Raw genomic sequence first — 20,866 nt, forward strand, 5'->3', positions numbered from 1 at the left:
CACAAAGTATATTCTATGTACACTTGTAATAGTTATGATTAAATATTTCAAGAGATGTGCCGATGCATGGATGTGATTTCTCTCCAGATAATAGAAACGTTGGCAGAGGCAGAGTTGTACAAAGGAGGTGCTTCACCTTATTATGTAATGAAGAAACTAAATCTCTACCCAGCTTTTTCATATAAACTTATTAAAAAACTTGAAAAAGAAAACTATATAATATGTAAGAAGAATAAAAAAGGGAGAATCTGCAACTTAACTCTTTATGGAATAGTTACATTATTTAAAGAATACAATAAGAATTTAGCAAGACTACTATTTGTTAAAAAATTAAATTTAAAATTATTAGAAATTGACAGTGCAGATAGGGTCTTAGAAAAATTGGCCTCTCTTGATGGGAATAACGGCTACATCTATCTAATTATTGGTTTTTGTCTACTCAATTTTTATGATAATGACATAAGAAAATTACTTGTTGAATTATTGAAAGACATAGATTTTATGATGATAATAGGGGGCAAATGTGTATATATGCACAAAAATGGGGCTCGATATTGTTTTTGTACAACAAGTTTATATGATGGTGAATGTAAGAAAGAAAAGTGCCCATTTAACGTGAACCTTCCATTAAAAATCTTAAAAGAGATATTCTCGCGTTGAAATATAACGCCTCTTGTTATACATGCTGTTGTAATAATGTATTTTAATATAGTTTATAAATACGCCTATGTCTCAAACTAAAATCGACTGGAGTTCCTTGTATAAGAAGGAGGATTGGTGGGCTCTGTGGCTTGGCCTATTTGTGTTTCTACTAGCCGCCGCCTTTTTACTAGGGTGGGCGCCTAAGGTCAGTGTGTGGCTCGACCCAATGAAAAGCGTCTCTACCGCCAGTAAAGATTTTGCATATCTAGGGGGCTGGAGCATCCTCCTCCTCTACTTCTTTACTTTAGTAGTTTTGACTATAGCGGCGGCGATTATGAAATTTGACGTGAAGGCCTACGCAGTTGGCTACACTGTTATCTTCTGGCTGTCTTACCTCATGTGGTGGATTGGACACAACGCATATATAGCCGCTACTCCCGACCAATACCCCAAGTTTGGCATAAACTGGAGTCTTAGCTTGACCGGCGAAGCCGGCTACATCTTCGCGCTTCTGCTGGGCTTGATCATTGGCAACGCTTTTAGAAAGCTACCAAAGCCGCTGGAGACAGCTGCCAGGCCTGAGTGGTATATTAAAACCGCTATTGTCCTCCTAGGCGCAGTCATCGGCGCCAAGTCTCTAGCTAATCTCCAAGTCGCGGCAGAGATTCTGACTAGGAGCCTTATAGCAATAGTGGCCGCCTACTTGATCTACTGGCCTATTAGCTATTGGGTCTCTAGAAAGCTAGGCTTAGATAGACAGTGGTCCGCCGTGTTGGCCTCCGGCGTGAGTATATGCGGCGTGTCTGCAGCTATCGCCACGGCTGGCGCAATAGGCGCGCCCGCGGTGATACCCGGCACCATAGCCTCTATAATTGTCATATTCGCCGTAGTAGAACTTATTATCCTCCCGTGGATAGCTGCACAGATTTTGACTTGGGCTCCCCTAGCCGCTGGCGCTTGGATGGGGCTCGCCGTTAAAACCGACGGTGCCGCCGCCGCGTCGGGCGCAGTGGCGGACGCACTCATATCGGTCGTGGTTCCAGAGGCTAAGAACTGGGTTACTGCGACGGCGGTTACAGTCAAGGTGTTTATCGACATATGGATAGGCTTGTGGGCTTTTATAATGGCGCTGTGGTGGGTCACTAGAGTGGAGAGAAAGCCCGGGGAGAAGGTGTCCGCCATAGTTATCTGGTTTAGATTCCCGAAGTTTGTAATTGGCTACTTTGTCACTATGCTTGCGCTTATGGGACTGGCGTGGTTTATGCCGCTTAAACAAGCCGCAGATTTAGCTAACGCAATTGCTGGACAGTCAGACGTGTTGAGGCAGTTCTTCTTCCTCATCACCTTCACCTCGATTGGGCTAACTACAAACTTTAGAAAATTTAAGGAGATTGGCGCTGGCAAGGCGGTATTGGCATACGCCATTTCGCTGTTGATAATTATAGTCATTGCACTGGCGCTGTCTATTGCCTTCTTTGCAGGCGTGCCGCTTCCCAAATCCTAATTTTTTAAATCCAATACAGCCTATAACATTTTTTACAAGCTTCCGGCGGCTCTGGTGGAATTGTCTCTATTTTTCTAATCTCATATCTGTAGACGAATTCTCTGTAGCTCTTCTTCCTAATTATATCGGCCAGTCTCTCGTGTCGTATATTTCCAAAGGCTAGTCGCGGAGCTTTTTCGCACCTTTCTTCAAAACACCTTTCCGCCGACTGCGTAGAGAGGCCTAGGTATACGCAGGGGTAGACTGAGCCGTCGACGCCTATGAACAGCGTCGAAGTGGGGGCCTCTGGACACTCCACGTGTTCCCAAGGCGTGTATAGGCGGTGGAAGAGCGTTATACCCACTTCCTTTGCCACTCTCTTTGCGGCTTCTACTACGGCTAACACGTCGTCTGGTGGTGGTTCAAACATCTTTGAAAATACCTTGAGCCCCCAGAGGTCTGGGCGGGGGATGTAGCTGAGGTTGCTTAGGCGTACCTCGTCCACCCCTGCCTCGGCCATTAGTTTTACGAACTGGGGCAATTCGCGGTAGGTGTTTTTCAACATCATGTATATGGCGACGGTTCTCGTCTTCGCCAAGGCGTTTTTCGCCGCCTTTACAAAGGTCTTGAGGTTTTGAAGGACAGTGTCGAAGTCGTTTCCCACTCTGACTCTGTTGTGCGTCTCAGCCGTCGCCCCTGCGAAAGTCACTGCCACAACGTCTACGCCTACTTTTGCAACATCCTCCGCTACTCTTCCCAGCAGTAGCCCATTGGTGGTAAAGCTGACTTTGTAGTAACGCCTCGCCTCTTTTAACATGTCTAAGAAGCGTGGGTGCAATAGGGGCTCTCCCCAGCCCTGTAGATGTAGGTGTTCTACGCCGACTTCTCTCCCCTCTTGGACTATTTTCTGGAAAAGCGAGAAATCCATGAACTCCCTCCTCCAGTCGCTGTAAAGTGCAACGGGACAGTAAATACAACGAGAGGTACACGCCGTCGAAACTTCGACCTGGAGTATGGAGACCACGAGACCTATCCTTTTATTTAATTTAAAACTACTTAAGTATGTGGACGTCGCCGAGTTTAAGAGGTGGATGTTCATGGCGGAACGCACGTTGGAGTCCGCCATTAGGGACATGGAGGGCGGCGACTATAACTGGGCTTGTTTTAAGGCGCACCAGGCCGGGGAGTTCGCCGTTAAGGCCGTCCTGTACGGCATAGGGAAGCCAGCGAGAGGCCATGCTATTACTCGGCTTCTGAGGGAGCTCACTGCGTTTGTCCCCGTGGGAGGGGATGCGTTCGAGGACGCGGCGCTTTTAGACAAATTCTACGTGCCCACTAGGTATGTGGATGCGTGGAGCGAGGGCGTGCCGTATGAGTATTACACGAGGCGCGACGCCGAGTTAGCAATAGAGGCTGCGAGGAGGATTATTGAGTTTGCGAAGGGACTATGGAGGTCGTTAGGTGGAGAGAAGAGCTAAGGAAGAGGGCCCTCGGCCTCGCCTTGGAGGCCGCGGCGCAGGTACACGGCACTGTGTTCCTCGTGGGCTCATATGCGAGGGGGGACTTCGGCGAGGACAGCGACGTAGACCTCCTAGTGATTGCACACTTCACAGAGCCGCCGCACCGGAGGCTCTTGCGCCTCACTCTGCCCGTGGAAGTCATAGCCTTAACGCCGGAGGAGGCTCTTAGAGCCGTGGAAAAGTGCTACCCCATCGCCTACGACATTGCGCTTGGAGTAGTGCTAAAGGACGAATTGTCTATCGCCGAGGAGTTAATTCAAAAGGCTAAGCGGTGCACTGCGGGAAAGAGTTATAAAGAGGGGTAGAGGTAGAGAGGGCTCAGAGGGCCGCGCCAGCGGCGCCGTGAAGAGCCGCGTCGGGTCCCCCTTGTCTACACTATCCTCTTCCAGTACTTCATGGCGTCGCGGAGCACGGCGGATTTGGCCTCTATCACCTCCTCAGGCGTGTAGGGCAGTACGTCTAGCGAGAGCGGCAGATCCAGCCTGGCCTCCGCCTTGGCCACGAGTTCAAGCCTCTTAAGCCACGGCATGCCCCGGACGCTGGGCGACACAATGACTACGTCTACGTCGCTGTCCACGAGCCAGTCTCCCCTGGCCCATGAGCCAAAGAGGTAAGCCGCCTCAACCACTATACCCATGCGCTCTAGCTCCTCCACCAGTAGCTTAACTGCTCTAACAACTTTCTCCTCCGCCATATGCCAGCGACGCCAGTTTTACGACCTCTGCCGCGATCTCGACGGCGTACGCCGCCTCTCGCCTTGTGAAAAGCTCAGAGGGCGGGCCGCCGGCCGCGTCCGGGTACCTAGACGTGGCGTAGTACTTTGTCAAAACGGCGAGCCCCTCCACGAGCTCTGGCGAAAACTCGACGCCAGCGCCCCTCAGCTCGCGGTATAGCTCTAGCAAATTGTGCCTCTTGGGGGGCTCCTTTCTCAAGAAGAGGTAGAAGAGGGATTTCAGAGCCTTATCCGCCGCTTGATGTGAGTGAAATGCGACAAAGTTGTAAAGCCCATTTTCAAGTAATATCTTGGCAACTTTGCACTCGTGGACGGCCTCCCCTAAGCCAAATCAGCCCCTCTTCTCTCACACCTACGTCTACCTACACTTTTTTATCACTATGCGCGGAGTGCTCGGTAGCCTTAGACACGTTAGATAACACGCTCTCTCTGGAACGCGGCTACTCCAGAAGCCCTTAGGAATACCTTTGTCTATTCTCATTGTGTAGAACAAGCGGAGGTCTTTACTCTCAGAGGTTTTGACTGGATGAGTAGCTCGTATCCAGTGCCGCCCCATGGAGACCCGGTATTTGTCAAGGGGGCGATTGGGCACGGCCCGTATTGTCGCCGGCATCTGCTATTATCGCAATGGGCATCTTAACCGCTCTCTTAAGCGTATAGAATATGCCGCTTTGGCATTACGCCGTTTTTAGATAAATCGCCTGTAGAGGTTGCCGTAGTGGCCTATGTGCCCCCTGATTTTTATCTCGTAGCCACACTTTGGACATCTTTTGCCGTCCAGCTTCACTTCGACAACTCTGTCGGCGAATCTCTTTATTAGCAGGGCGCCGCATTTGGGGCAGTAGGTGTGTTGGGCCTTGTGGCCGGGGACGTTGCCCACGTATACGTAGTCCAGCTCCTTCCTAGCCCTCTGCCATATCTCCTCCAAGAGTTGGACGGGGGTGGGCGGCACGTGGGGCATCAAGTGCGCCGGGTGGAATGCCGTGATGTGCAACGGTATTGACCTATCCACCTTGGCGACGGCCTCTACGACGTCGTCTGCTTCGTGGTCGTTGACCCCGGGTATTACCAAGTACGTCACCTCGACGTGTACGCCTCTGCCCCAGAGGTACTGTATCGTATCCACTACGCCGTGAAAATCCGCGGCCAGCCAGCGTCTGTAGGTCTCAGGTCCCCCCTTTAAGTCCACGTTTGCCCCCTCCATCCCCGCAGCTATAAGCGCGTCTAAGGCCTCGCGGGTTAAGTAGCCGTTTGTATTAATCGTCTTGTGGAGGCCCGCGGCGCGTTTAAACACGTCCACTGTGTACTCCAGGAGCATAGTCGGCTCGTTGAAGCTCACGTTGATTCCAGAGTCGCCGTTTTCTAAGGCCCACTCCACTATCCTCTCCGGCGGTGTATATACGCCGGAGTACATCACCACCTTGCTCAAGTGCCAGTTTTGACACCAAGCGCAGGGGAAGTTGCAACCCCACCCGCTTATCGTCAACGCAGAGGTCCTCGGGTAGAAGTGGTACATCGGCTTAATCTCCATTGGCCTCGACTCCGCCGCGGAGAGGAGGCCGTAAGTGGCGACGTAGAGCTTCCCCCCTTTGGCGAACCGGTTTTTACAAAGGCCCCAAGTCCCCTCGCGCAACATACACCTACGTCTACAGACGAGGCACCTCACGCCAGAGCCCACGCGCTCAAAAAGGGGAGTTTCAACCACATGAGGCCCCCTCGGGCTCGGAGGCGGCGATGCGCGCGGCCAGCTATAGGCCACAAGCTGGTATGTGTCTAGGGGGTAAAAGTCTTAATCCTCTGTTCTGAGAGCGCTAAGAATATGCAGGCCGGCCTCCTCCAGACCGACAAGTAGTAAGGGGCAAGTTAGCCTCTGTCTCTCACACAAACCCCACGGCTAAGAATTTGGCCATCAGCCTCCGCGTCGCGACGCCTAAGGCGCTTAAGGTCGTCTAAAGTGCCACATACGCCGGTGATAGAGCCACGTCCGGCTTGGCAACTAGAGCCGCGCCGCCTTGTTTAAGTCGGTTGTATAAGCATCGTAGCCCTCTTACCGGGTCTGTGAAACGCTGTAGTTTTTCAAGGAGAGAAGCTAAGTCTGCCCCTACGCCAATCTCGCAGACAGACGCCGCCTTGGCAAACTCCCCAGAGAGCGCTATGCCTCTTGTCAAATCTATCTGAGACCATAGCCTCTGTGCCTTACCCCGAGCTTGAGGGTCGCAACATGAGCTAATATGTCATCTCCTGGAAAACGACTCAAACAACCTGAAGTAGATGGCTTGCTTCGACGGTCAGCAGGCCGCTATAGATTACTTTCAAAGCTGTTCTTGTCAGCGGCGTTTGAATCGACTTAGCTCATACTGATTCTAAAAACTCTACGTGCTTAGTCGCATAGCTGTTCAACGGCGTATTGGATCCTGGAGCTTCCTAGTGTTGCTCCTTTGAGAAGAGCCGCGTGGGCTAAGGGCCGCTGAGTGGCCTTAAAAACGACGAGCTCTTGTCCCAGCTCTGTCCACTACTTAGCCGCGTAGAATGCGCCCCATGCCGATATTTTTGAACCTCTCCTCTGCCGCTAAAAGTCTCGACGAGCCCCCAACCACATATCATAGCGGTGGGCGACAGCTACCGTATAGAGCTGGACAAAGGGGAAAGACACCTGAGGTCTTGTGTCTTCGGTAGCCTAGCCTTAACTCCCCCGTGCCGGTGTAGACGCTTACCTCCTCTTGTGTTATTGACAAGTCTTAGAAGTCTCATACCGCTATGTTGAAATACTGCTAAAAAGCAACGGCCATGGAGCCCGCGGCCATCGTGCTTTACGCAGTCTTGCTCTTAGCCGCTTGGTACCTCCTGGCATCTTTTCTAGCCCGATTCGCCAATAGGAGGGTTGTGTCCAAATGCCCATGTGAAGTGGTGCGCTATCTGGGGGATCCCTCCTCGCTTTACGTGAACCTCAACTGCGGTGGGAAAAAGGTGGAGGTGTACATAAGGAGAGAGCCGTGGGACAACCCCCTCAACTTGGCCGCATTCTATCTGCTCAGGAGGAGCGCCTACACGGCAGTGCGGTTTAGCCTGGGATTTGACGCAGGCGTAATTGACGCCTCGCGGAGCGGCGCTGGGAGAAGAGTTGGAAACTACTACGTGGTTAATATATCGACTCCCCGGGAGCTGGCGGAGAGGCTGTTAAGCCTCGCCGATGAGGCTGGAGTTTGGAGAGTCACAGTGTCCGGGGAATTGGTCCAGCTCCTATGGCGCGGCAAAGACTGCAGCTATGTGGAAAAGGCATTATCTATAATTAAAAATATAGCCAAAGAACGATAAAGACTTGGGACACCCTGTTTTTCTCTTTAGAAGTTAACGAAACTAGATTTAAAAACAGAATAAAATGTTGTTCCATGTTAAACACGCCGGCCCCCTATATCTTGTTGGGGCTAATACTATACTTTTTGACATATTGGTTCTACGCCAGGTGGGTGGACAAGAAGATTTGGGAAAGCGACCCCAACAGGCCCACGCCAGCGAAGCTCTACTTCGACGGCGTGGAGTACTTCCCAGTGTCTAAGTACGTGCTCTTCGGCTACCAGTTCAAGTCGGTGGCTGCGCTTGGCCCCATTGTGGGCCCCTTGACTGCCGTCCTCTTCTTCGGCTGGGTGCCTGCCCTCCTCTGGGTGATATTTGGCAACATGTTCATTGGGTGGGTACAGGACTACAGCTCCATGATGCTCTCCATAAGAAATGAGGGCCGCTCAATGGGGCCGATAACCTACAGACTGCTTGGAGATAGAGTTCGGAAAATCTTGCTAATATATCTAATCTTCTACTTGATAATTATCACGGCGGTTTTTGAGTGGGTGATCATCGACGTGTTGAACAGAGTGCCTGGGACCTTCACTGCCGTGTTGTTTGTATTGTTCGGCGGCGTAATATTCGGCGTTCTTATCTTCCGCATGAGGATGGACGTACTCTTGGCGACCCTCATAGCCCTCGCTATAGTGTTCGTGGGCTACTTCACCGTGGCACTAGTTCCCGCAGTTAGGGCGCCGGGGACCAACTTCCTGGACCCGCCGGACTTCTTCAAGGCACACAACTTCAACCCAGCTCTGACGTGGCCTGGCACGTTGACCGTGGCCTTCTGGCTGGTGGTACTCTCCATCCTCTACTACATAGCCGCTGTGACTCCGATGCCCAAGTTCCTACTGCCCACCGTGTACGTGGGATATCTTCCGAGCATTATCGCCCTAGTGCTCGTCTTAATTGCCGCGATCTTTACGCCGTTGACGGGGCTGACGATACAGCAGACGCCCGTAAAGGCTCTCTACGTAGATCCGCTTCAGAACCCCCAGGGCGGCCCGCTGTGGCCAATACTCTTTGTGACAATTGCCTGCGGAGCGATCTCTGGCTGGCACAGCCTAGTCTCGTCGGGTCTAACGCCTAAGCAACTTGAGTATGAGACAGACGCCTTGCCAGTGGGCGGAGGGGCCATGATGACCGAGGGCGCCGTGGCCCTTTCCTCCATCGCCGCAATAATGGTGCTATCACAGCCCCCGGCGGGCGCCGCGGCGTATGTGCAAGGTGCGACTCTGCTCACCACCAAGCTTCTGAACGTCCCAGACGTGTACATGAACATCTTGTACGGCATCTTCGTGACGGTGATGGGGCTTATAACATCGATGCTCTTTGTGAGAGTGTTCAGGCTGATAATGGCGGAGCTGTTTGAGGAAAGCCCGCTTGGCAACAAGTACATATCTCCCCTGGTGATACTGGCCATCTCCGGCTTCTTGGCGTTTGTGGGTAGCTGGACAAATCTCTGGATATTCTTCGGCGGCACCAACCAGCTACTGGCCGGCCTAGCGCTGTTACTAGTGGCAATATTCCTCGCCAGCATAAAGAAGCCCACGGCCTACGTCTTTGTGCCGGGCATATTCATGGCCATCACCACCCTTGCTGCGCTGGCTTGGGAGACGTACGTATATGGCCTATACGCATACTTAGGCAAGCCGATAGGGGTTCAAGCGGCGGTCGCAGCCTTGTACGGCAAAGACATAGTTACAATTTCCAACTTGATCTCCGCGGCGTTTGGAGCGCTGTTGCTTGTACTAGGCGCAATAACCACGTATTACCTAATCACAGGCTGGGTTAAATACAAGAGGGGGGAGGCGGTAAAGAAATAAAAACCCGTACACGTTTTTTCCTATGAAAATCTTCGATAAGCTAAGGGAGGTGATAGAGGGTCTCACGGTCCACGGCCAGTCTACCGCGATACTTAGAGTAAAGGCGCAGATAGACAACTTGTTCATGTTGATTACCCTTGGCGACATGCTGGGCGTGCCCATCCTTCCGCCGTACTACTCCCTTAGGCTAATGCCCTACGTCTTTCCCAACATCCAGAACTGGAAGCGCTACATGCTCAGGGAGAGAGATGTCACAGACTTAGTGTCATGAAGGGCCTTAAGGGACTTTTAGAGGAGAACCCGCGGCTCAAGGTATTCATCTATGCCGGCAAAGGCGGATTAGGCAAGACCACCCTCAGCGCCGCCACGGCAGTAAAGCTCTCCTCTTTAGGCAAGAAGACCCTCGTATTTAGCACAGACCCCCAAGCCTCGCTCAGCGACGTGTTTGAGCAAAACGTGTTCGGCAAGGGGGAGGTGAAGATCGCGGAGAACTTATACGTGATGGAGATAGACGCGGACAAGAGGATACACGAGTACGTCTCCTCCATCAAGAAGAAGATCATCGACATGTACAAGCTCGACCGCCTGCCCCAGGACATCGAGGAGTACATAGACAGCGCGGCGGCTGAGCCGGCCATGTACGAGTCCGCGGTCTACGACGCCATGGTTGACGTAGTCACCGAGGGGAAGTACGACTACTACGTCTTCGACATGCCGCCCTTTGGCCACGGAATTAGAATGATCGCGATAGCAGACGTTATAAGCAAGTGGGTGGACAAGATCACCGAGCTTAGGCGGCAGGCCTATGAATACGGCAGAGTGGCCGCGTCGCTTAAGAGGAGCAAGCTGACCTACGAGGACGAGATCTTGCAAGAGCTGGAGTACATCCGGGGGAGGATCCTCAAGTTTAGAGACATCGTAATGAATACGGAAACCACGGCGTTTCTCATGGTCATGACCCCCGAGAAGATGACTATTCTAGATACGGAAAAGGCACTTGAGATGTTCCAGTCCCTGGGACTGAAGTTGACTGGCATAGTGGTGAACCAAGTATACCCGCCAGAGCTCGCCTCTCGCCCAGATGCGCCGTCTTACCTAAAGAAGAAGGTGGAAGAGCAGAAGAAGTACATAGCCGAGATAGCGGACAAGTTCGGTAAGTATGTGATAGCAGTTACGCCCATGTTAAACAGAGAGCCCAAGGGGCTAGACACCTTAAAAATCGTGGCCGAGGAGCTCTGGAGCCCAAAGAAGAGACTGGAGGACTACATATGAGACAGCTCCTATCTCAGCGGGGCATTAAGTACATCTTCTTCGGCGGGAAGGGCGGCGTGGGGAAGACCGTGGTCGCCGCAGCCACGGCCCTCTATGCCGCCGAGAATCTGGGCGAGAGGACGCTCTTGGCCAGCTTCAACCCCGTCCACTCTCTCACGTCGCTCTTCCAGCAAGACCTCTCCGGAGGAGTCATAAAGCAGGTGCAAGGCGTGAAAAACCTCTGGGCGATAGAGGTGCAGTACGACGACATTGTGGAAAAGTACAAGGCCCGCATCACGAACTTGCTCAAGGAGATGTTGAAGATGGCGGAGCTCTCGATCGACATAAAGCCTCTTGTGGACATAGCCACTACAAACCCGGCCTTCCACGAGGCGGCTGCCTTTGACAAAATGATGGACGTGGTGTTAAAGGAGGGGCCCAACTTCGACAGAGTCATCTTCGACATGGCCGCTGTGGCAAACGCGGTGAGGCTGATAGGCCTCTCGAAGCTGTATGGCGCCTGGCTTCAGAGGACGATAAAGATGCGCAGAGAGACCCTCTCGCTAAAGGAACAGCTCTCATTTAGAAAAGAGAAGGTGGCCAAGGAGATTGAGCAAGACCCAATCCTCCTCGAGCTACAAGACTTATACAACCGCTACATGAAAGTTAGAACCGTCTTGACAGACCCGTCCTCTACGCGGTTTGTCTTTGTAACAATACCCACAATCCTCTCCATCTCGGTAGTACAGAGATTCGTTGAAATGGTTAAGGCTTATGAGATACCGTTCGGTGGCGTCGTTGTAAATATGGTGATACCCCGCGAGGAGGCCGAGGCCGACGCCACTGGCTACATAAAGAGCAAGTACGAGGAGCAGGCGAAGAACTTGGAGCTGATAAGGTCCGCCTTCGGCCCCCACATACTCGCAGTGGTGAAGCAGTTCCCCGAGGAGATAGTGGGCTTGGAGAGGCTGAGGATGTTTACAAAAGAGCTATTTTCATGAAAGTTCGGCAGGCTGTACGCGACTTCTTTTACGGCCTCCTATTCCTAGACCTATACAGAGAGACAGCCAAGACGTACCTACAGTACAAACTGCTGCTCCACTTATTGACCTTCGGCGACTTTGTGGGTATGCCGCTCTTGACCACATACTACTCCCTACGCCTACTCCCCTACTCGCTACAAGAACTGTACGACCTAAGGCGCGAGGCAGCACGCGAACACGACATATTTGAAGAGCTGGCGGAGTTCGATGTCCACTGAGTTCTCCTGGCACGCAATAGCCGTGGGAAACAGGATGCTGGGCCCCTACAACTTCCTAGTCCTCACAGCTCCGCCGACGTGGCGCATCGTCATAATGCCCATGGCCTCCGACGTGTTTAAACACAGAGAAGTAGACGGAGTCAAGTGGGTGAGGGACGGGGAGGTGATGCACTTTGTAAAAGACGGAGGAGAGGCCTACGTGTTAAAGATAAGCGTAAAGCCTGGGAGGAAGAAAGCCGAGGGAACCCCAATAGCCATCAACGGGCACCACGGAGTGTACCAAGTGAGAGAGAGGGGCGATAGGTACCACTTGACAATTCAGTTCTACTGCGACCGCACAGACCGCACAGTCAAAATCACGCTTGAGGGTCTGAGAGATCTGTCTATTTTGAACTACGTGGGGCAGAGCCGTTGCCACTAGCCGGGGGCACAATCCAGCGGTCTACATACCTCTTCATGTTCTGCAAGACGACGATACGGCTGGGCTCGTCGTCGTCCATGTAGACAAAGTCGGCGCCTATCCTCCTCAGCTCCTCCAAGAGCTTGTATGCCCAAGCCTTGACCTCCTCGTGGCTCAACATGTCCTCCCTCTTCAGCCTGAAGGTGGAGTGGCCTAGGTGCATGTAGCTCTTTACCTCGACGAAGTGGGGGTTGCCCCTCTTGACAAGCTCGGCGAACTGCGGGATGTACCTCTCGTCGTAGTTCAAGCTCCTTATCAGAGTAATCCTCATGACGGTCCTCGTGGGCACCACTGCGAGTAGGTCAAGCGACTGGAGCCACTTCTCCCAGGCGTCCTCCCTGTTGTACACGGGGACGTTCACCCTGTAGTACAGCTCCTTGTTGGGGGCGTTAGTGGAGAGGTAGAGCTGCGTGGGGAGGGCGTCCTCTTCCCAAAGCCGCTTAATCATCTCTGGGTGCTGGCCGTTTGTGACAAGGAATACGGACTTGGTCTCGGGGAGCGACTTTATCAGCTTTATCAACTCTGGCAACTTTGGGTACATAGTGGGCTCCCCCGAGAGGGAAATAGCCCAGTGGGTAGGCGCCAGCGCCTCCTTGACGCGTCTCTTCCCCTCGGGGTGGCCCCAGTACCCCGACAAGAGGCGCACCCTCTCCTTCAACACCCCCCTCACGATCTCCTCGGGCTCTAGGTAGAACCTCTCGTCGAGGACAAAGGCGTCGAACTCCTCCGTGGGGCGCCAGCAGTAGACACAACGGTTGCTACATACAAGCCCCACGGGGCTCATCTCTACACAGCGGTGGGAGCCCCCCGCCGGCGCGTTGTAGAACTTCACCTTGTAGCAAGACTTGCCCCCCTCGATGGCCTCCCTAGTCCACTTACAGAGCTCCACGGCGGCGTGGCCCACAAAGCCGTAGTGCCGCTCCACGAGCGCCCTGCCGGCAGATGCCCTAATCTTAATCCGCGGCCCCTCCAACACGTGGTAGCGGCCAATGGGCTCAACTTCGCAGGACACAGGTAAGCCCCGTTCTCTATATATAAGCTTGTCCAAAGGAACAGCGCAACACATATAAACGTGGGACAATGAGCAGGTATGCCAAGCGTAGTCGGAGACGTGGTGGGCTTGTTGGTAGGGTGGCTTGTGAGCAGCTTCGCGGTGTGGCTCGCATTGAAGATTTTCCCCGGCAAGCAGAGGAGAGAGGACTTCGTAGGGGCAATGATTACCGCGGCTGTGGGCGCCCTCGTCTACTGGTTTTTCCACGCCGTGTTCCGCATACCCGTGATAAGCGGCATATTGGGCTTCTTCGTCTGGCTCTACGCCCTTAGGAAGATCCAGCACGTCGGCTGGCTCGGCGCCTTAGCGCTCGCAATACTCATCTACATAATAAACGGGGTGCTCAGCCTATTCCTCCCCACGCTAAAACTCTAGCCCTTTTTCACCCCCTCCCAGCGGCGTCAATCCCTCCATAGAAAACTTTATAAAGATCAGATGATTCTGTTATGTGGAGAATCAGCTTGAAAGGCTGATAGTCGGAACACTTGCACACGGGCATTACGATTACAGCTTGACTATTAGGAGCTTTGCGGAAGGCTCTGGCATGCCCTTCTCTGCGATTAGGCGTGCCGTGTATAGGCTGGAGAGGGAGGGAGTTGTCAGAGTGCTTAAGCTCAGCAACCAGTACGTGGTAAGGCTGAGGAGCGTTGAGAGGGCCTGGGAGCTCGGCTACTTAGACACGTCGTATGTCACATACGGCGCGGGCTACTTCGCCCCCTTCACTGGCTACAGGCGCGGCTTTTACCTAAGCGACGAGGCGTATATAACTCTCCCGTTTAGAATCAGGCGCCACGAGGCGCTCACGAGGCTCATAGACCTCGAAATAAGATCCCGCGCCGACATGGAGCCCGCCCTGGCTTGGATTGGGGAGTGGCCCCGCTTCACACTACTCTTCTACCGCGCTACACTACAGCCAGTGGACAAGAGGTGGGAGGAGCTCATAAGACAACACGGCATAGAGCCTACCCAATGGCTCCCTCCGGCCTACGGCTTCTTCGCCTTTCTCATATACGCCGTGAGAAAGCTGACGGGCGCCGACTGGAAAGAGGCCTACTGCAAGGCCTTAGAGCTCGTCCGAGACTACGTGCAAGAGACTAGGGCAGGGACAAGCCCAACGGAGGAATTCGTGGACAAGGTCCTTGCGGAGATGTCAAAATGGCCCTGTACAAAATAGCGAGGTCTCTCAGGAGAAGTAGGCTGAGGCTGGCCATACTCAAGCTACTGTGCGAGGCGGGGGAGCCCCTCTACCCAGCCCTAATAGCCAGGGCAGTGGGGGCAAGCTACGAAAACGTGTTAGGGGCCCTGCGCGGGCTGGGGAGGCGGTATAGGCGCGAGGAATCCCTCCTCGGGCTCGGCTTGGTAAAAGAGGTCAAAGTGGGGGGCCAGAGGCTGTACTACGCCGACGAGGAGATCTGCAAAAACCTAGAAGACTCGCTAAACGGCCTCCTATAGGCCACGCGCTTGGCGCCCACTCCTATACGCGCGGGCCCAGGACTCCGCCTCAGCCGCCGCCAGCGCGGGCCGATGTGACATCTAGTCTGTCAGCGGACTTGCCGCTGGGCTCTCAGTACAGCTTAGGCAAAAATGTCTCAATGGACGTGCTGTAAATACCGACGTGTACCTACAATACTACGTACAATTACAACTACTTTACAATTCATAATAAGCCTGACGATTTGCACGCCCATGAGACAGAATTGGACCATCACAAAGCTCTCAGAGAACAGCCCGTCGCCATCTCTGGCACACTGTGAAACAGAGATCATTATATGGAGGAAAGAAATCTTGCGAAAAACCTCTAGCCCATCGCCATGAGCCTCTTCTTAAAACTATTGAAATATGACATAGAGTATACGAAAAAATACTGGAAATACTCTGTACCTTTCTATATCTCCTATCTGCTAGATGTGGCCGTATTCCTTCTTATGAATTACTTACTTAAACAGCTTGTAGATTCCGCGATTTCTGGCGAGTTACATAATGTAATATTCTACACTGCTTTCTTTCTCCTATCTGTCACATCACGATTTGTACTAGTCTTCCTCGGCGACTACATCTCCGACCTGTATAAGAAGGCAGTGGAGCTTGACTTGGCCCTCCGCATTGTTGAAAGGAGGGTTGAGGGGCCTTCGCATCCGCCTGGTGAGGTCTTGTCTCGCGTTACCGCTGACTTGGAGAACGCGGTTTACGCCATTGCGACGCCGCTTTGGCTCTTCTTCGTTGTCGGGGATGTGGCCGCGGTTGCCCTCTTCGCCTACTGGCTTCAGCCCCTCTCCCTTCCCCTTATACTCCCCTTCGCCGCGCTCTACGCCGTTTTGATGAAGAGGGTGGGGCCGCGCCTATTGGACGCTAGGTCTAGGGAGAGAGAGGCCTACGGCGGCTGGTTCAAAAGGCTGAAAGAGGCTGTGGAGGGGGCACACAGCCTACACAGGCTGGGGCTGAGGAGAGCGCCCAAGCTGTTGACAGACGCCACAGCCACATACTTCGCCAAGTTCAAAAAGTTCACGCTGTACAGCCGTAGTATTGACTACCTGCTTCAAGCCCCGGCACAAGTAGGGCCCAACTTCGTCTTTGCAGTAGCGCTACTTTTGGCTCTGCAAGGGCAGGGCACTGTGGGAGACGCAGTGGCGCTGAGAAACTCCCTCAACGGACTTTTCCTCCCCATCGGCCACCTCATGTCCACGGTGGGCTCTTTTTACGTTATGGCCTCGTCGTTTTTGCGTGTTGAGCCTCTTCTGCGCTCTGCACAACCCCGCGTTGTGAGGGGGGCCGTGGCGTATCTAAGGGACGCGGTCTTTTCTTACGACAACGGCGTAGTTGTGGAGGTGGTGGGTGAGGTGGCTGTTGAGGAGGGTGACTTTGTGTGGGTTAGGGGGCCTTCTGGGGCTGGGAAGTCCACCTTGGCTAAGGCGCTGTGTGGCCTTGTGGAGCCCGCCGGCGGCGTTGCGGTGGCGGCTGTGGACTGCGTCTACGTGGGCAACGACGACTACCTCTTCGACGCCACTGTGTACGAAAACATCGACCTTTGGGAGGGGAGGCCTAGGGGGGATGTGGAGTGGGCCGCCGCGGCGGCGGGGGTGGACTTCCCCTTGGACAAGAGGTGTGGGGAGGGGGGTAGGGAGCTCTCCGAGGGGCAGAGGCAGAGGGTCCTCATCGCCAGGGCTCTGCTGAGGAGGCCTAGGCTCCTCGTCCTCGACGAGGCCACCTCCGGCCTAGACAAAGAGCTGGAAACCAAAGTGCTACAGGCAGTGCGGCAGGCCGCAAAGGCAGTGGTAGTAGTGTCGCATAGAGACAGCCCAGCACAGTACAGCAACAAAATAGTAGAAGTAAGAGAAGGAAGGGCGTACATGGTAACAGTCAATAAAGGCGTTGGCGGGGATAGTTCTGCGCAAAGGTGAGCTTAGTTTTGGAGTCGCCGAGCTTGTCCACCAGTCTACGGGAAAGCGCGTCTTACGCTTTCAGCGGCGTTGCACGTAGGGGGTGGCCAGTGCCGCTGGCTAGCGTGTTGGGAAGTGAAGTGTCAAGTGCTGATCGGCTTACTTAGGCGGTTTTGTGATGGGGGCTATTCTCCCCGTAAGTTAGTGCGCGGTAATTGGGAGAAAAACTTATAAAGCGGGGTGTGCGGGAAGTGCGGCCCCGGTAGTCTAGCCCGGTCAAGGGCCTTAGGCCGATTAAGGATGCGGGCCTCATATACGGGAAGTATAGGCCAATCGAGCCCGTGACCCGGGTTCAAAAGGGGGCACCCCCTGAGAGTCCCGGCCGGGGCACCACGTCTTTATCAAATTCTCAATCCACATAGGTTGTTTGATAATATCGGCGGGGAGGTCGATGTATAGAGGTGTAAACCGAGTGAAAAGTGAGAACTATGGGGCTCGGCGCCTAACACTACAAGATTTGCTCTTATGTGTACATAATTAGCGACAATGTGCCAATCATTACTGTATCGGCATTTAATTAGCCAGCTTAGTGGAGGACTTATTGGGGGAGGGATGGTGATCGACTTGGCGAGGAGTCCCTGTCCGAAACCAGGCCTGCTGACCTCCCTCCCCCTCTGGCTGAAATATAGAGGGGAACTATATAACTTTTTTCGCTGTATAAATTTCGGTAGCCTCTTGGCAATGGCGGACGTCAGGTCTCACACATATAGGTCTCAGATTGGGAGTCCCAATTGCGACCTTGTCTCTGTGACGTAGTATGGCTTTTGCTTGACCCTTGACATGTCCAGGCTACCTTGGCCCTAGTGCGTATCTTTGGGAATGTGCTGTACGGCGTTTGTCTAGATCAAACTTATTTAAATGAGGTGTGATAGTTGCTATGGAGGTTATTGTTAAACGTCTTGAGGGCGTTCCCCTCGTTACCGCCTACGTGTTTGAAGTTGGTGGCGTTAGAGTTGTCGTCGACCCTGGCCCTGCTTCGTTGTTTGAGCCCATGGACGTAGACGCAGTCCTTTGTACACATATCCACTTGGACCACTGCGGCTCCGCTGGGCACTTGGGCAAGCCCACGTATGTGCATGAGAGGTATACTCGCCACGTGGCCGACCCCTCTAAGCTTTATGAGTCTAGTAGGGCCGTCTTGGGCGTCTTTGCGGAGAAGTTTGGCCAGCCGAGACCAAACGAGGCCGTGATGGGCGTGGCCGACGGGACGAGACTCTTCGACGCCGTTGATGCCATTCATACGCCGGGGCACGCCCCCCACCACGTGATGTACTACTACAGAGATGAGAAGGCGTTGTTTGTGGGCGACGGCGCTGGGGTCCACATACCTGAGCTAGGCGTCGTAGTGCCGACGACTCCCCCGCCCTTTAAGCTCGACGTATACCTCCAGTCCCTCGACAAGGTGAGGGGGCTAGACGTGGAGAAGATCTGCTTCCCCCACTACCATTGCACACACAACGTCGAGATCTTGGAGAGGCACAGGGAGCAAGTCAGGGCCTGGGTTGAGGTACTGCAGCAGAACCCCCACATGGACGTCGAAGAGGCTCTCCGCGCCTTGGCCAAAGCCGACGAAAACGTGGAGAAGGTGCTCGCCGCAGGCGGCCTCTACCTCGACTTCTATCTCCGCTTCAGCGTATTGGGCTTCCTTGACTACTTGAGGGGGAGAGGCTAGTCGGCCACCTCTTTTTCGTACATTTTAGCGACGGCGAGTAGCACCTCCTCGTCCCGCGCCGCGAGCTGTAGGCCCACGGGGAGGCCGGAGGTGGGGGCTGGGACTGAAATCGCTGGGTGGCCCGTGAGGTTGAAGAGCTCTGTGTATGCCAGCAGCTTGGGCCTCACCGCCACGCTGTCTGCCTCCTCTATTGGAATTGCCTCAGTGGCTGTCGTGGGCGTGGCCACCACGTCGTATTTCTTGAATAGCTTGTTGAAGAACTGGGTGGCCTCCTCTTTGACCTGCTTGGCCGTGATGTAGGCCACGGCGGGCAGGGCGGCGCCGGCGGCGAGCAGAGTGGCCACGTCTTTCCCCATTTTGTCCCCCACGCCCCTCAGCAGGTGGTAGTAGTTGGCGGCGGCCTCAGAGAGGAGGATGGCCGCCCTAGCCGACGCGTATTTACGCGCCTCGACAAACACCTCGTCTCTCACCCCGCCTATTCTCTCGAGGACCTCCACGGCCCTCCAAAACGCCTTTTCCACATGCCTAGTGTTCTCAGCAATCCCCATCAACACTGCGAAGCGGAACCTCTTGACCTCGGGGAGCTCCCTCTCAAGCCAGCCCACGGCCGCCATTACGCGGACTAAGTCGTCTACGCTTCTGGTGATGAGCCCCACGTGGTCTAGGCTCTGGGCCAGGGGGAGGACTCCCCTAGTCGGCAGTTTGCCGTAGGGGGGCTTGTAGCCGACGACGCCGCAGAGGGCCGCGGGTATTCTCACAGAGCCCCCGGTGTCTGTCCCCAGGCCCACGTCGGCGACGCCTATGGCCACGGCCCCCGCGCTGCCGCCGCTCGACCCTCCCGTTATCCGCGTTGGGTCGTGCGGGTTTCGAGTCGGGCCGAAGTGCGGGTTTATGTTCGTGGCCCCGAGGGCCAGCTCGTGCATGTTTGTCTTCCCAATCACCACCGCGCCCTCCGCCATCAACGCGGCGACGACAGGCGCAGTCTCTGTTGCAACCCGGCGCATGTAGGGGGCGCCGTTTGTAATAGGCATGCCTGCCACCTCTATGTTGTCCTTAACAGCCACCGCCAAGCCGCACAGCTTCCCGCACCTACCCGCCTTGGCCAGCGCCTCAAGCTCCTCAGCCGCCCTCTCGTTTATGTAGACGAAGTAGTTCAAGTCGGCGCGCCTTTTGGCCTCCTCAAGCCTCTTCTCAATCATAGTAGCTGAAGCCCCTCCAAGACCCTCTCCACGACTCTCTCAACCTCCTCGGCGTCCACGGGTATCTCCAAGTCCCTCAACAGGGCCTCTACGTACTTCAGCTTACTCATGGCGGCACGTAGTGGCGTAGAACAGCTTCTCAGAGATCCAGTTGGCCTGCGACCCCACGTAGTCCACCTTCTTCCTAAGCTCGTAATCCCTCGGCTCAAGGGCCAAGAGGTCTAGGTAGAGCTTCTCAACCGCCTCTTTAATCCTGCTCGCCGCTTCTACATTCTTCTGGAGTAGCTCCTCCGTTGCCGTGCGCCCCAGCTCGCCTGCCACGTCGGCTATCCCCATGAGGTACGTGTAGACATCTACCCCCAGCTCCTCCTTAGTCGGGAGACGCCCCTCCTTCAACAAGCTGTAGAGGGCCGTGGCCTCTACATACTCCTGCAGACCCGTGGTGGCGCTTCCATAGAACATGGGCCACTGCTCAATCAACTTCCTCAAGTGGGCCACCACGTCGTTCATCTCCTTGAGCGCCCTCTCAGCCGCGGCGAAGTCCTTCCTAATGGCTGAGTACACCACGGCCTTCGAGAGGCGGGAGACCTTGATAGAGGTTTGGACTACTTCATCTTTTGCCCGCTCGTAGGCCCTTAGGTCGTCGTAGAGGTTTCTGATGTCAATCACAACGGCCAGTGAGAGCATGTTTATAAAGACACGCGGCGGCTTATGCACTACAGGCTATGCTACGCCCAATAGCCCCAAGTCTATATTGGTGAGAGTGATGTAGGGTGTGCCGTTTTTGTCGTACTTCACTTCTACTTTCCTCTCCACGCCTATTTCGCGGTACAGTGTGTTTATGGTCTCCGTGACTGCGCGGACCGCTTCGCCGGTGACCCACACTTGTTTGCCGTCGTACTTCCCGCCCGTTGCCCTCCGCCATTCCTTTGTCATCACGGCAGTAGTTTGCGCCGTCTTTAACTGCGCGTAATTGGCGTTTCGTTGACGCA

Annotated in this window: 25 protein-coding genes and 1 tRNA gene; 17 read left to right on the top strand and 9 right to left on the bottom strand. The window is 54.3% G+C overall.

Annotation, left to right across the window (positions count from 1 at the left end):
• The first annotated feature begins 66 nt into the window (after positions 1 to 66).
• On the top strand, positions 67 to 660 hold the full coding sequence (locus PCAL_RS04520) for a helix-turn-helix domain-containing protein (RefSeq protein ID WP_193322907.1): 594 nt from the start codon (positions 67 to 69) through the stop codon (positions 658 to 660).
• A 67-nt stretch (positions 661 to 727) separates the two neighbouring features.
• Positions 728 to 2,146 (top strand): putative sulfate exporter family transporter, encoded by a 1,419-nt coding sequence (locus tag PCAL_RS04525; RefSeq protein WP_011849536.1) that lies wholly within the window; start codon positions 728 to 730, stop codon positions 2,144 to 2,146.
• 4 nt (positions 2,147 to 2,150) lie between these two features.
• Here PCAL_RS04525 and PCAL_RS04530 read toward each other — a convergent pair whose 3' ends face one another.
• Positions 2,151 to 3,149 carry a radical SAM protein gene (locus tag PCAL_RS04530; RefSeq protein ID WP_011849537.1) on the bottom strand — a complete coding sequence of 333 codons (999 nt, stop codon included), beginning with the start codon at positions 3,147 to 3,149 and terminating at the stop codon, positions 2,151 to 2,153.
• Positions 3,150 to 3,189: 40 nt separating this feature from the next.
• Between PCAL_RS04530 and PCAL_RS04535 the strand changes: the two genes are divergently transcribed.
• Positions 3,190 to 3,603: a HEPN domain-containing protein gene (locus tag PCAL_RS04535; protein ID WP_011849538.1), complete on the top strand. Its 414-nt coding sequence runs from the start codon at positions 3,190 to 3,192 to the stop codon at positions 3,601 to 3,603.
• Positions 3,573 to 3,950, top strand: coding sequence for a nucleotidyltransferase domain-containing protein (locus tag PCAL_RS04540; RefSeq protein ID WP_193322908.1), 378 nt, complete (start codon positions 3,573 to 3,575; stop codon positions 3,948 to 3,950). Before PCAL_RS04535 ends, PCAL_RS04540 begins: the two co-directional genes overlap by 31 nt.
• Positions 3,951 to 4,015: 65 nt before the next feature.
• Here the strand turns inward: PCAL_RS04540 and PCAL_RS04545 are convergent, their stop codons facing one another.
• The 4 genes from PCAL_RS04545 to PCAL_RS04560 form a co-directional block, all read right to left on the bottom strand.
• Positions 4,016 to 4,339, bottom strand: a complete 324-nt coding sequence (locus tag PCAL_RS04545; RefSeq protein WP_193322909.1) for a nucleotidyltransferase domain-containing protein — start codon at positions 4,337 to 4,339, stop codon at positions 4,016 to 4,018.
• Positions 4,317 to 4,667: a HEPN domain-containing protein gene (locus tag PCAL_RS04550; RefSeq protein WP_320056663.1), complete on the bottom strand. Its 351-nt coding sequence runs from the start codon at positions 4,665 to 4,667 to the stop codon at positions 4,317 to 4,319. The genes PCAL_RS04545 and PCAL_RS04550 overlap by 23 nt, the downstream gene beginning before the upstream one ends.
• Before the next feature lie 399 nt (positions 4,668 to 5,066).
• Entirely contained in the window at positions 5,067 to 6,083 is a 1,017-nt protein-coding gene (gene amrS / locus PCAL_RS04555; RefSeq protein WP_011849542.1) for an AmmeMemoRadiSam system radical SAM enzyme, read from the bottom strand.
• A 244-nt stretch (positions 6,084 to 6,327) separates the two neighbouring features.
• Complete coding sequence (locus PCAL_RS04560; RefSeq protein WP_193322911.1) at positions 6,328 to 6,546, bottom strand: hypothetical protein; 219 nt, start codon at positions 6,544 to 6,546, stop codon at positions 6,328 to 6,330.
• 619 nt (positions 6,547 to 7,165) lie between these two features.
• Here PCAL_RS04560 and PCAL_RS04565 point away from each other — a divergent pair.
• The 7 genes from PCAL_RS04565 (at position 7,166) to PCAL_RS04595 (ending at position 12,476) form a co-directional block, all read left to right on the top strand.
• Positions 7,166 to 7,693, top strand: a complete 528-nt coding sequence (locus tag PCAL_RS04565; RefSeq protein WP_011849543.1) for a hypothetical protein — start codon at positions 7,166 to 7,168, stop codon at positions 7,691 to 7,693.
• A gap of 74 nt (positions 7,694 to 7,767) precedes the next feature.
• Positions 7,768 to 9,543: a carbon starvation CstA family protein gene (locus PCAL_RS04570; protein ID WP_011849544.1), complete on the top strand. Its 1,776-nt coding sequence runs from the start codon at positions 7,768 to 7,770 to the stop codon at positions 9,541 to 9,543.
• 22 nt (positions 9,544 to 9,565) lie between these two features.
• Positions 9,566 to 9,814 (top strand): hypothetical protein, encoded by a 249-nt coding sequence (locus PCAL_RS04575; protein ID WP_011849545.1) that lies wholly within the window; start codon positions 9,566 to 9,568, stop codon positions 9,812 to 9,814.
• Positions 9,811 to 10,815, top strand: a complete 1,005-nt coding sequence (locus tag PCAL_RS04580; RefSeq protein ID WP_011849546.1) for an ArsA family ATPase — start codon at positions 9,811 to 9,813, stop codon at positions 10,813 to 10,815. Before PCAL_RS04575 ends, PCAL_RS04580 begins: the two co-directional genes overlap by 4 nt.
• Positions 10,812 to 11,795 (top strand): ArsA family ATPase, encoded by a 984-nt coding sequence (locus tag PCAL_RS04585; protein WP_011849547.1) that lies wholly within the window; start codon positions 10,812 to 10,814, stop codon positions 11,793 to 11,795. Before PCAL_RS04580 ends, PCAL_RS04585 begins: the two co-directional genes overlap by 4 nt.
• Positions 11,792 to 12,055: a hypothetical protein gene (locus tag PCAL_RS04590; protein WP_011849548.1), complete on the top strand. Its 264-nt coding sequence runs from the start codon at positions 11,792 to 11,794 to the stop codon at positions 12,053 to 12,055. The genes PCAL_RS04585 and PCAL_RS04590 overlap by 4 nt, the downstream gene beginning before the upstream one ends.
• Positions 12,045 to 12,476: a hypothetical protein gene (locus PCAL_RS04595; protein WP_011849549.1), complete on the top strand. Its 432-nt coding sequence runs from the start codon at positions 12,045 to 12,047 to the stop codon at positions 12,474 to 12,476. Before PCAL_RS04590 ends, PCAL_RS04595 begins: the two co-directional genes overlap by 11 nt.
• Here PCAL_RS04595 and twy1 read toward each other — a convergent pair.
• A complete protein-coding gene (twy1, locus tag PCAL_RS04600; protein ID WP_193322912.1) occupies positions 12,439 to 13,527 on the bottom strand; it encodes a 4-demethylwyosine synthase TYW1 in 1,089 nt (362 codons plus the stop codon). The two genes, PCAL_RS04595 and twy1, sit on opposite strands and share 38 nt — an antisense overlap.
• Positions 13,528 to 13,605: 78 nt before the next feature.
• Between twy1 and PCAL_RS04605 the strand changes: the two genes are divergently transcribed.
• The 6 genes from PCAL_RS04605 (at position 13,606) to PCAL_RS04630 (ending at position 18,675) form a co-directional block, all read left to right on the top strand.
• Positions 13,606 to 13,941: a hypothetical protein gene (locus tag PCAL_RS04605; protein WP_011849551.1), complete on the top strand. Its 336-nt coding sequence runs from the start codon at positions 13,606 to 13,608 to the stop codon at positions 13,939 to 13,941.
• 73 nt (positions 13,942 to 14,014) lie between these two features.
• Positions 14,015 to 14,740 carry a hypothetical protein gene (locus tag PCAL_RS04610; RefSeq protein WP_011849552.1) on the top strand — a complete coding sequence of 242 codons (726 nt, stop codon included), beginning with the start codon at positions 14,015 to 14,017 and terminating at the stop codon, positions 14,738 to 14,740.
• A complete protein-coding gene (locus PCAL_RS04615) occupies positions 14,722 to 15,018 on the top strand; it encodes an archaellum operon transcriptional activator EarA family protein (RefSeq protein WP_011849553.1) in 297 nt (98 codons plus the stop codon). The genes PCAL_RS04610 and PCAL_RS04615 overlap by 19 nt, the downstream gene beginning before the upstream one ends.
• A gap of 359 nt (positions 15,019 to 15,377) precedes the next feature.
• Positions 15,378 to 16,964: an ATP-binding cassette domain-containing protein gene (locus PCAL_RS04620; RefSeq protein WP_011849554.1), complete on the top strand. Its 1,587-nt coding sequence runs from the start codon at positions 15,378 to 15,380 to the stop codon at positions 16,962 to 16,964.
• A 235-nt stretch (positions 16,965 to 17,199) separates the two neighbouring features.
• Positions 17,200 to 17,336: transfer RNA gene (locus PCAL_RS04625), tRNA-Glu, on the top strand.
• A gap of 544 nt (positions 17,337 to 17,880) precedes the next feature.
• Entirely contained in the window at positions 17,881 to 18,675 is a 795-nt protein-coding gene (locus PCAL_RS04630; RefSeq protein ID WP_011849555.1) for an MBL fold metallo-hydrolase, read from the top strand.
• Here PCAL_RS04630 and PCAL_RS04635 read toward each other — a convergent pair.
• The 3 genes from PCAL_RS04635 to PCAL_RS04645 all read right to left on the bottom strand — a co-directional run bounded on the left by PCAL_RS04635 (position 18,672) and on the right by PCAL_RS04645 (position 20,813).
• Entirely contained in the window at positions 18,672 to 19,874 is a 1,203-nt protein-coding gene (locus PCAL_RS04635) for an amidase (RefSeq protein WP_011849556.1), read from the bottom strand. The genes PCAL_RS04630 and PCAL_RS04635 overlap by 4 nt on opposite strands.
• 102 nt (positions 19,875 to 19,976) lie before the next feature.
• A complete protein-coding gene (locus PCAL_RS04640) occupies positions 19,977 to 20,561 on the bottom strand; it encodes a translin family protein (RefSeq protein WP_193322913.1) in 585 nt (194 codons plus the stop codon).
• A gap of 36 nt (positions 20,562 to 20,597) precedes the next feature.
• Entirely contained in the window at positions 20,598 to 20,813 is a 216-nt protein-coding gene (locus tag PCAL_RS04645; protein ID WP_193322914.1) for a hypothetical protein, read from the bottom strand.
• Positions 20,814 to 20,866: the final 53 nt, after the last annotated feature.

The sequence above is a fragment of the Pyrobaculum calidifontis JCM 11548 genome (assembly GCF_000015805.1).
GTDB lineage: Archaea > Thermoproteota > Thermoprotei > Thermoproteales > Thermoproteaceae > Pyrobaculum > Pyrobaculum calidifontis.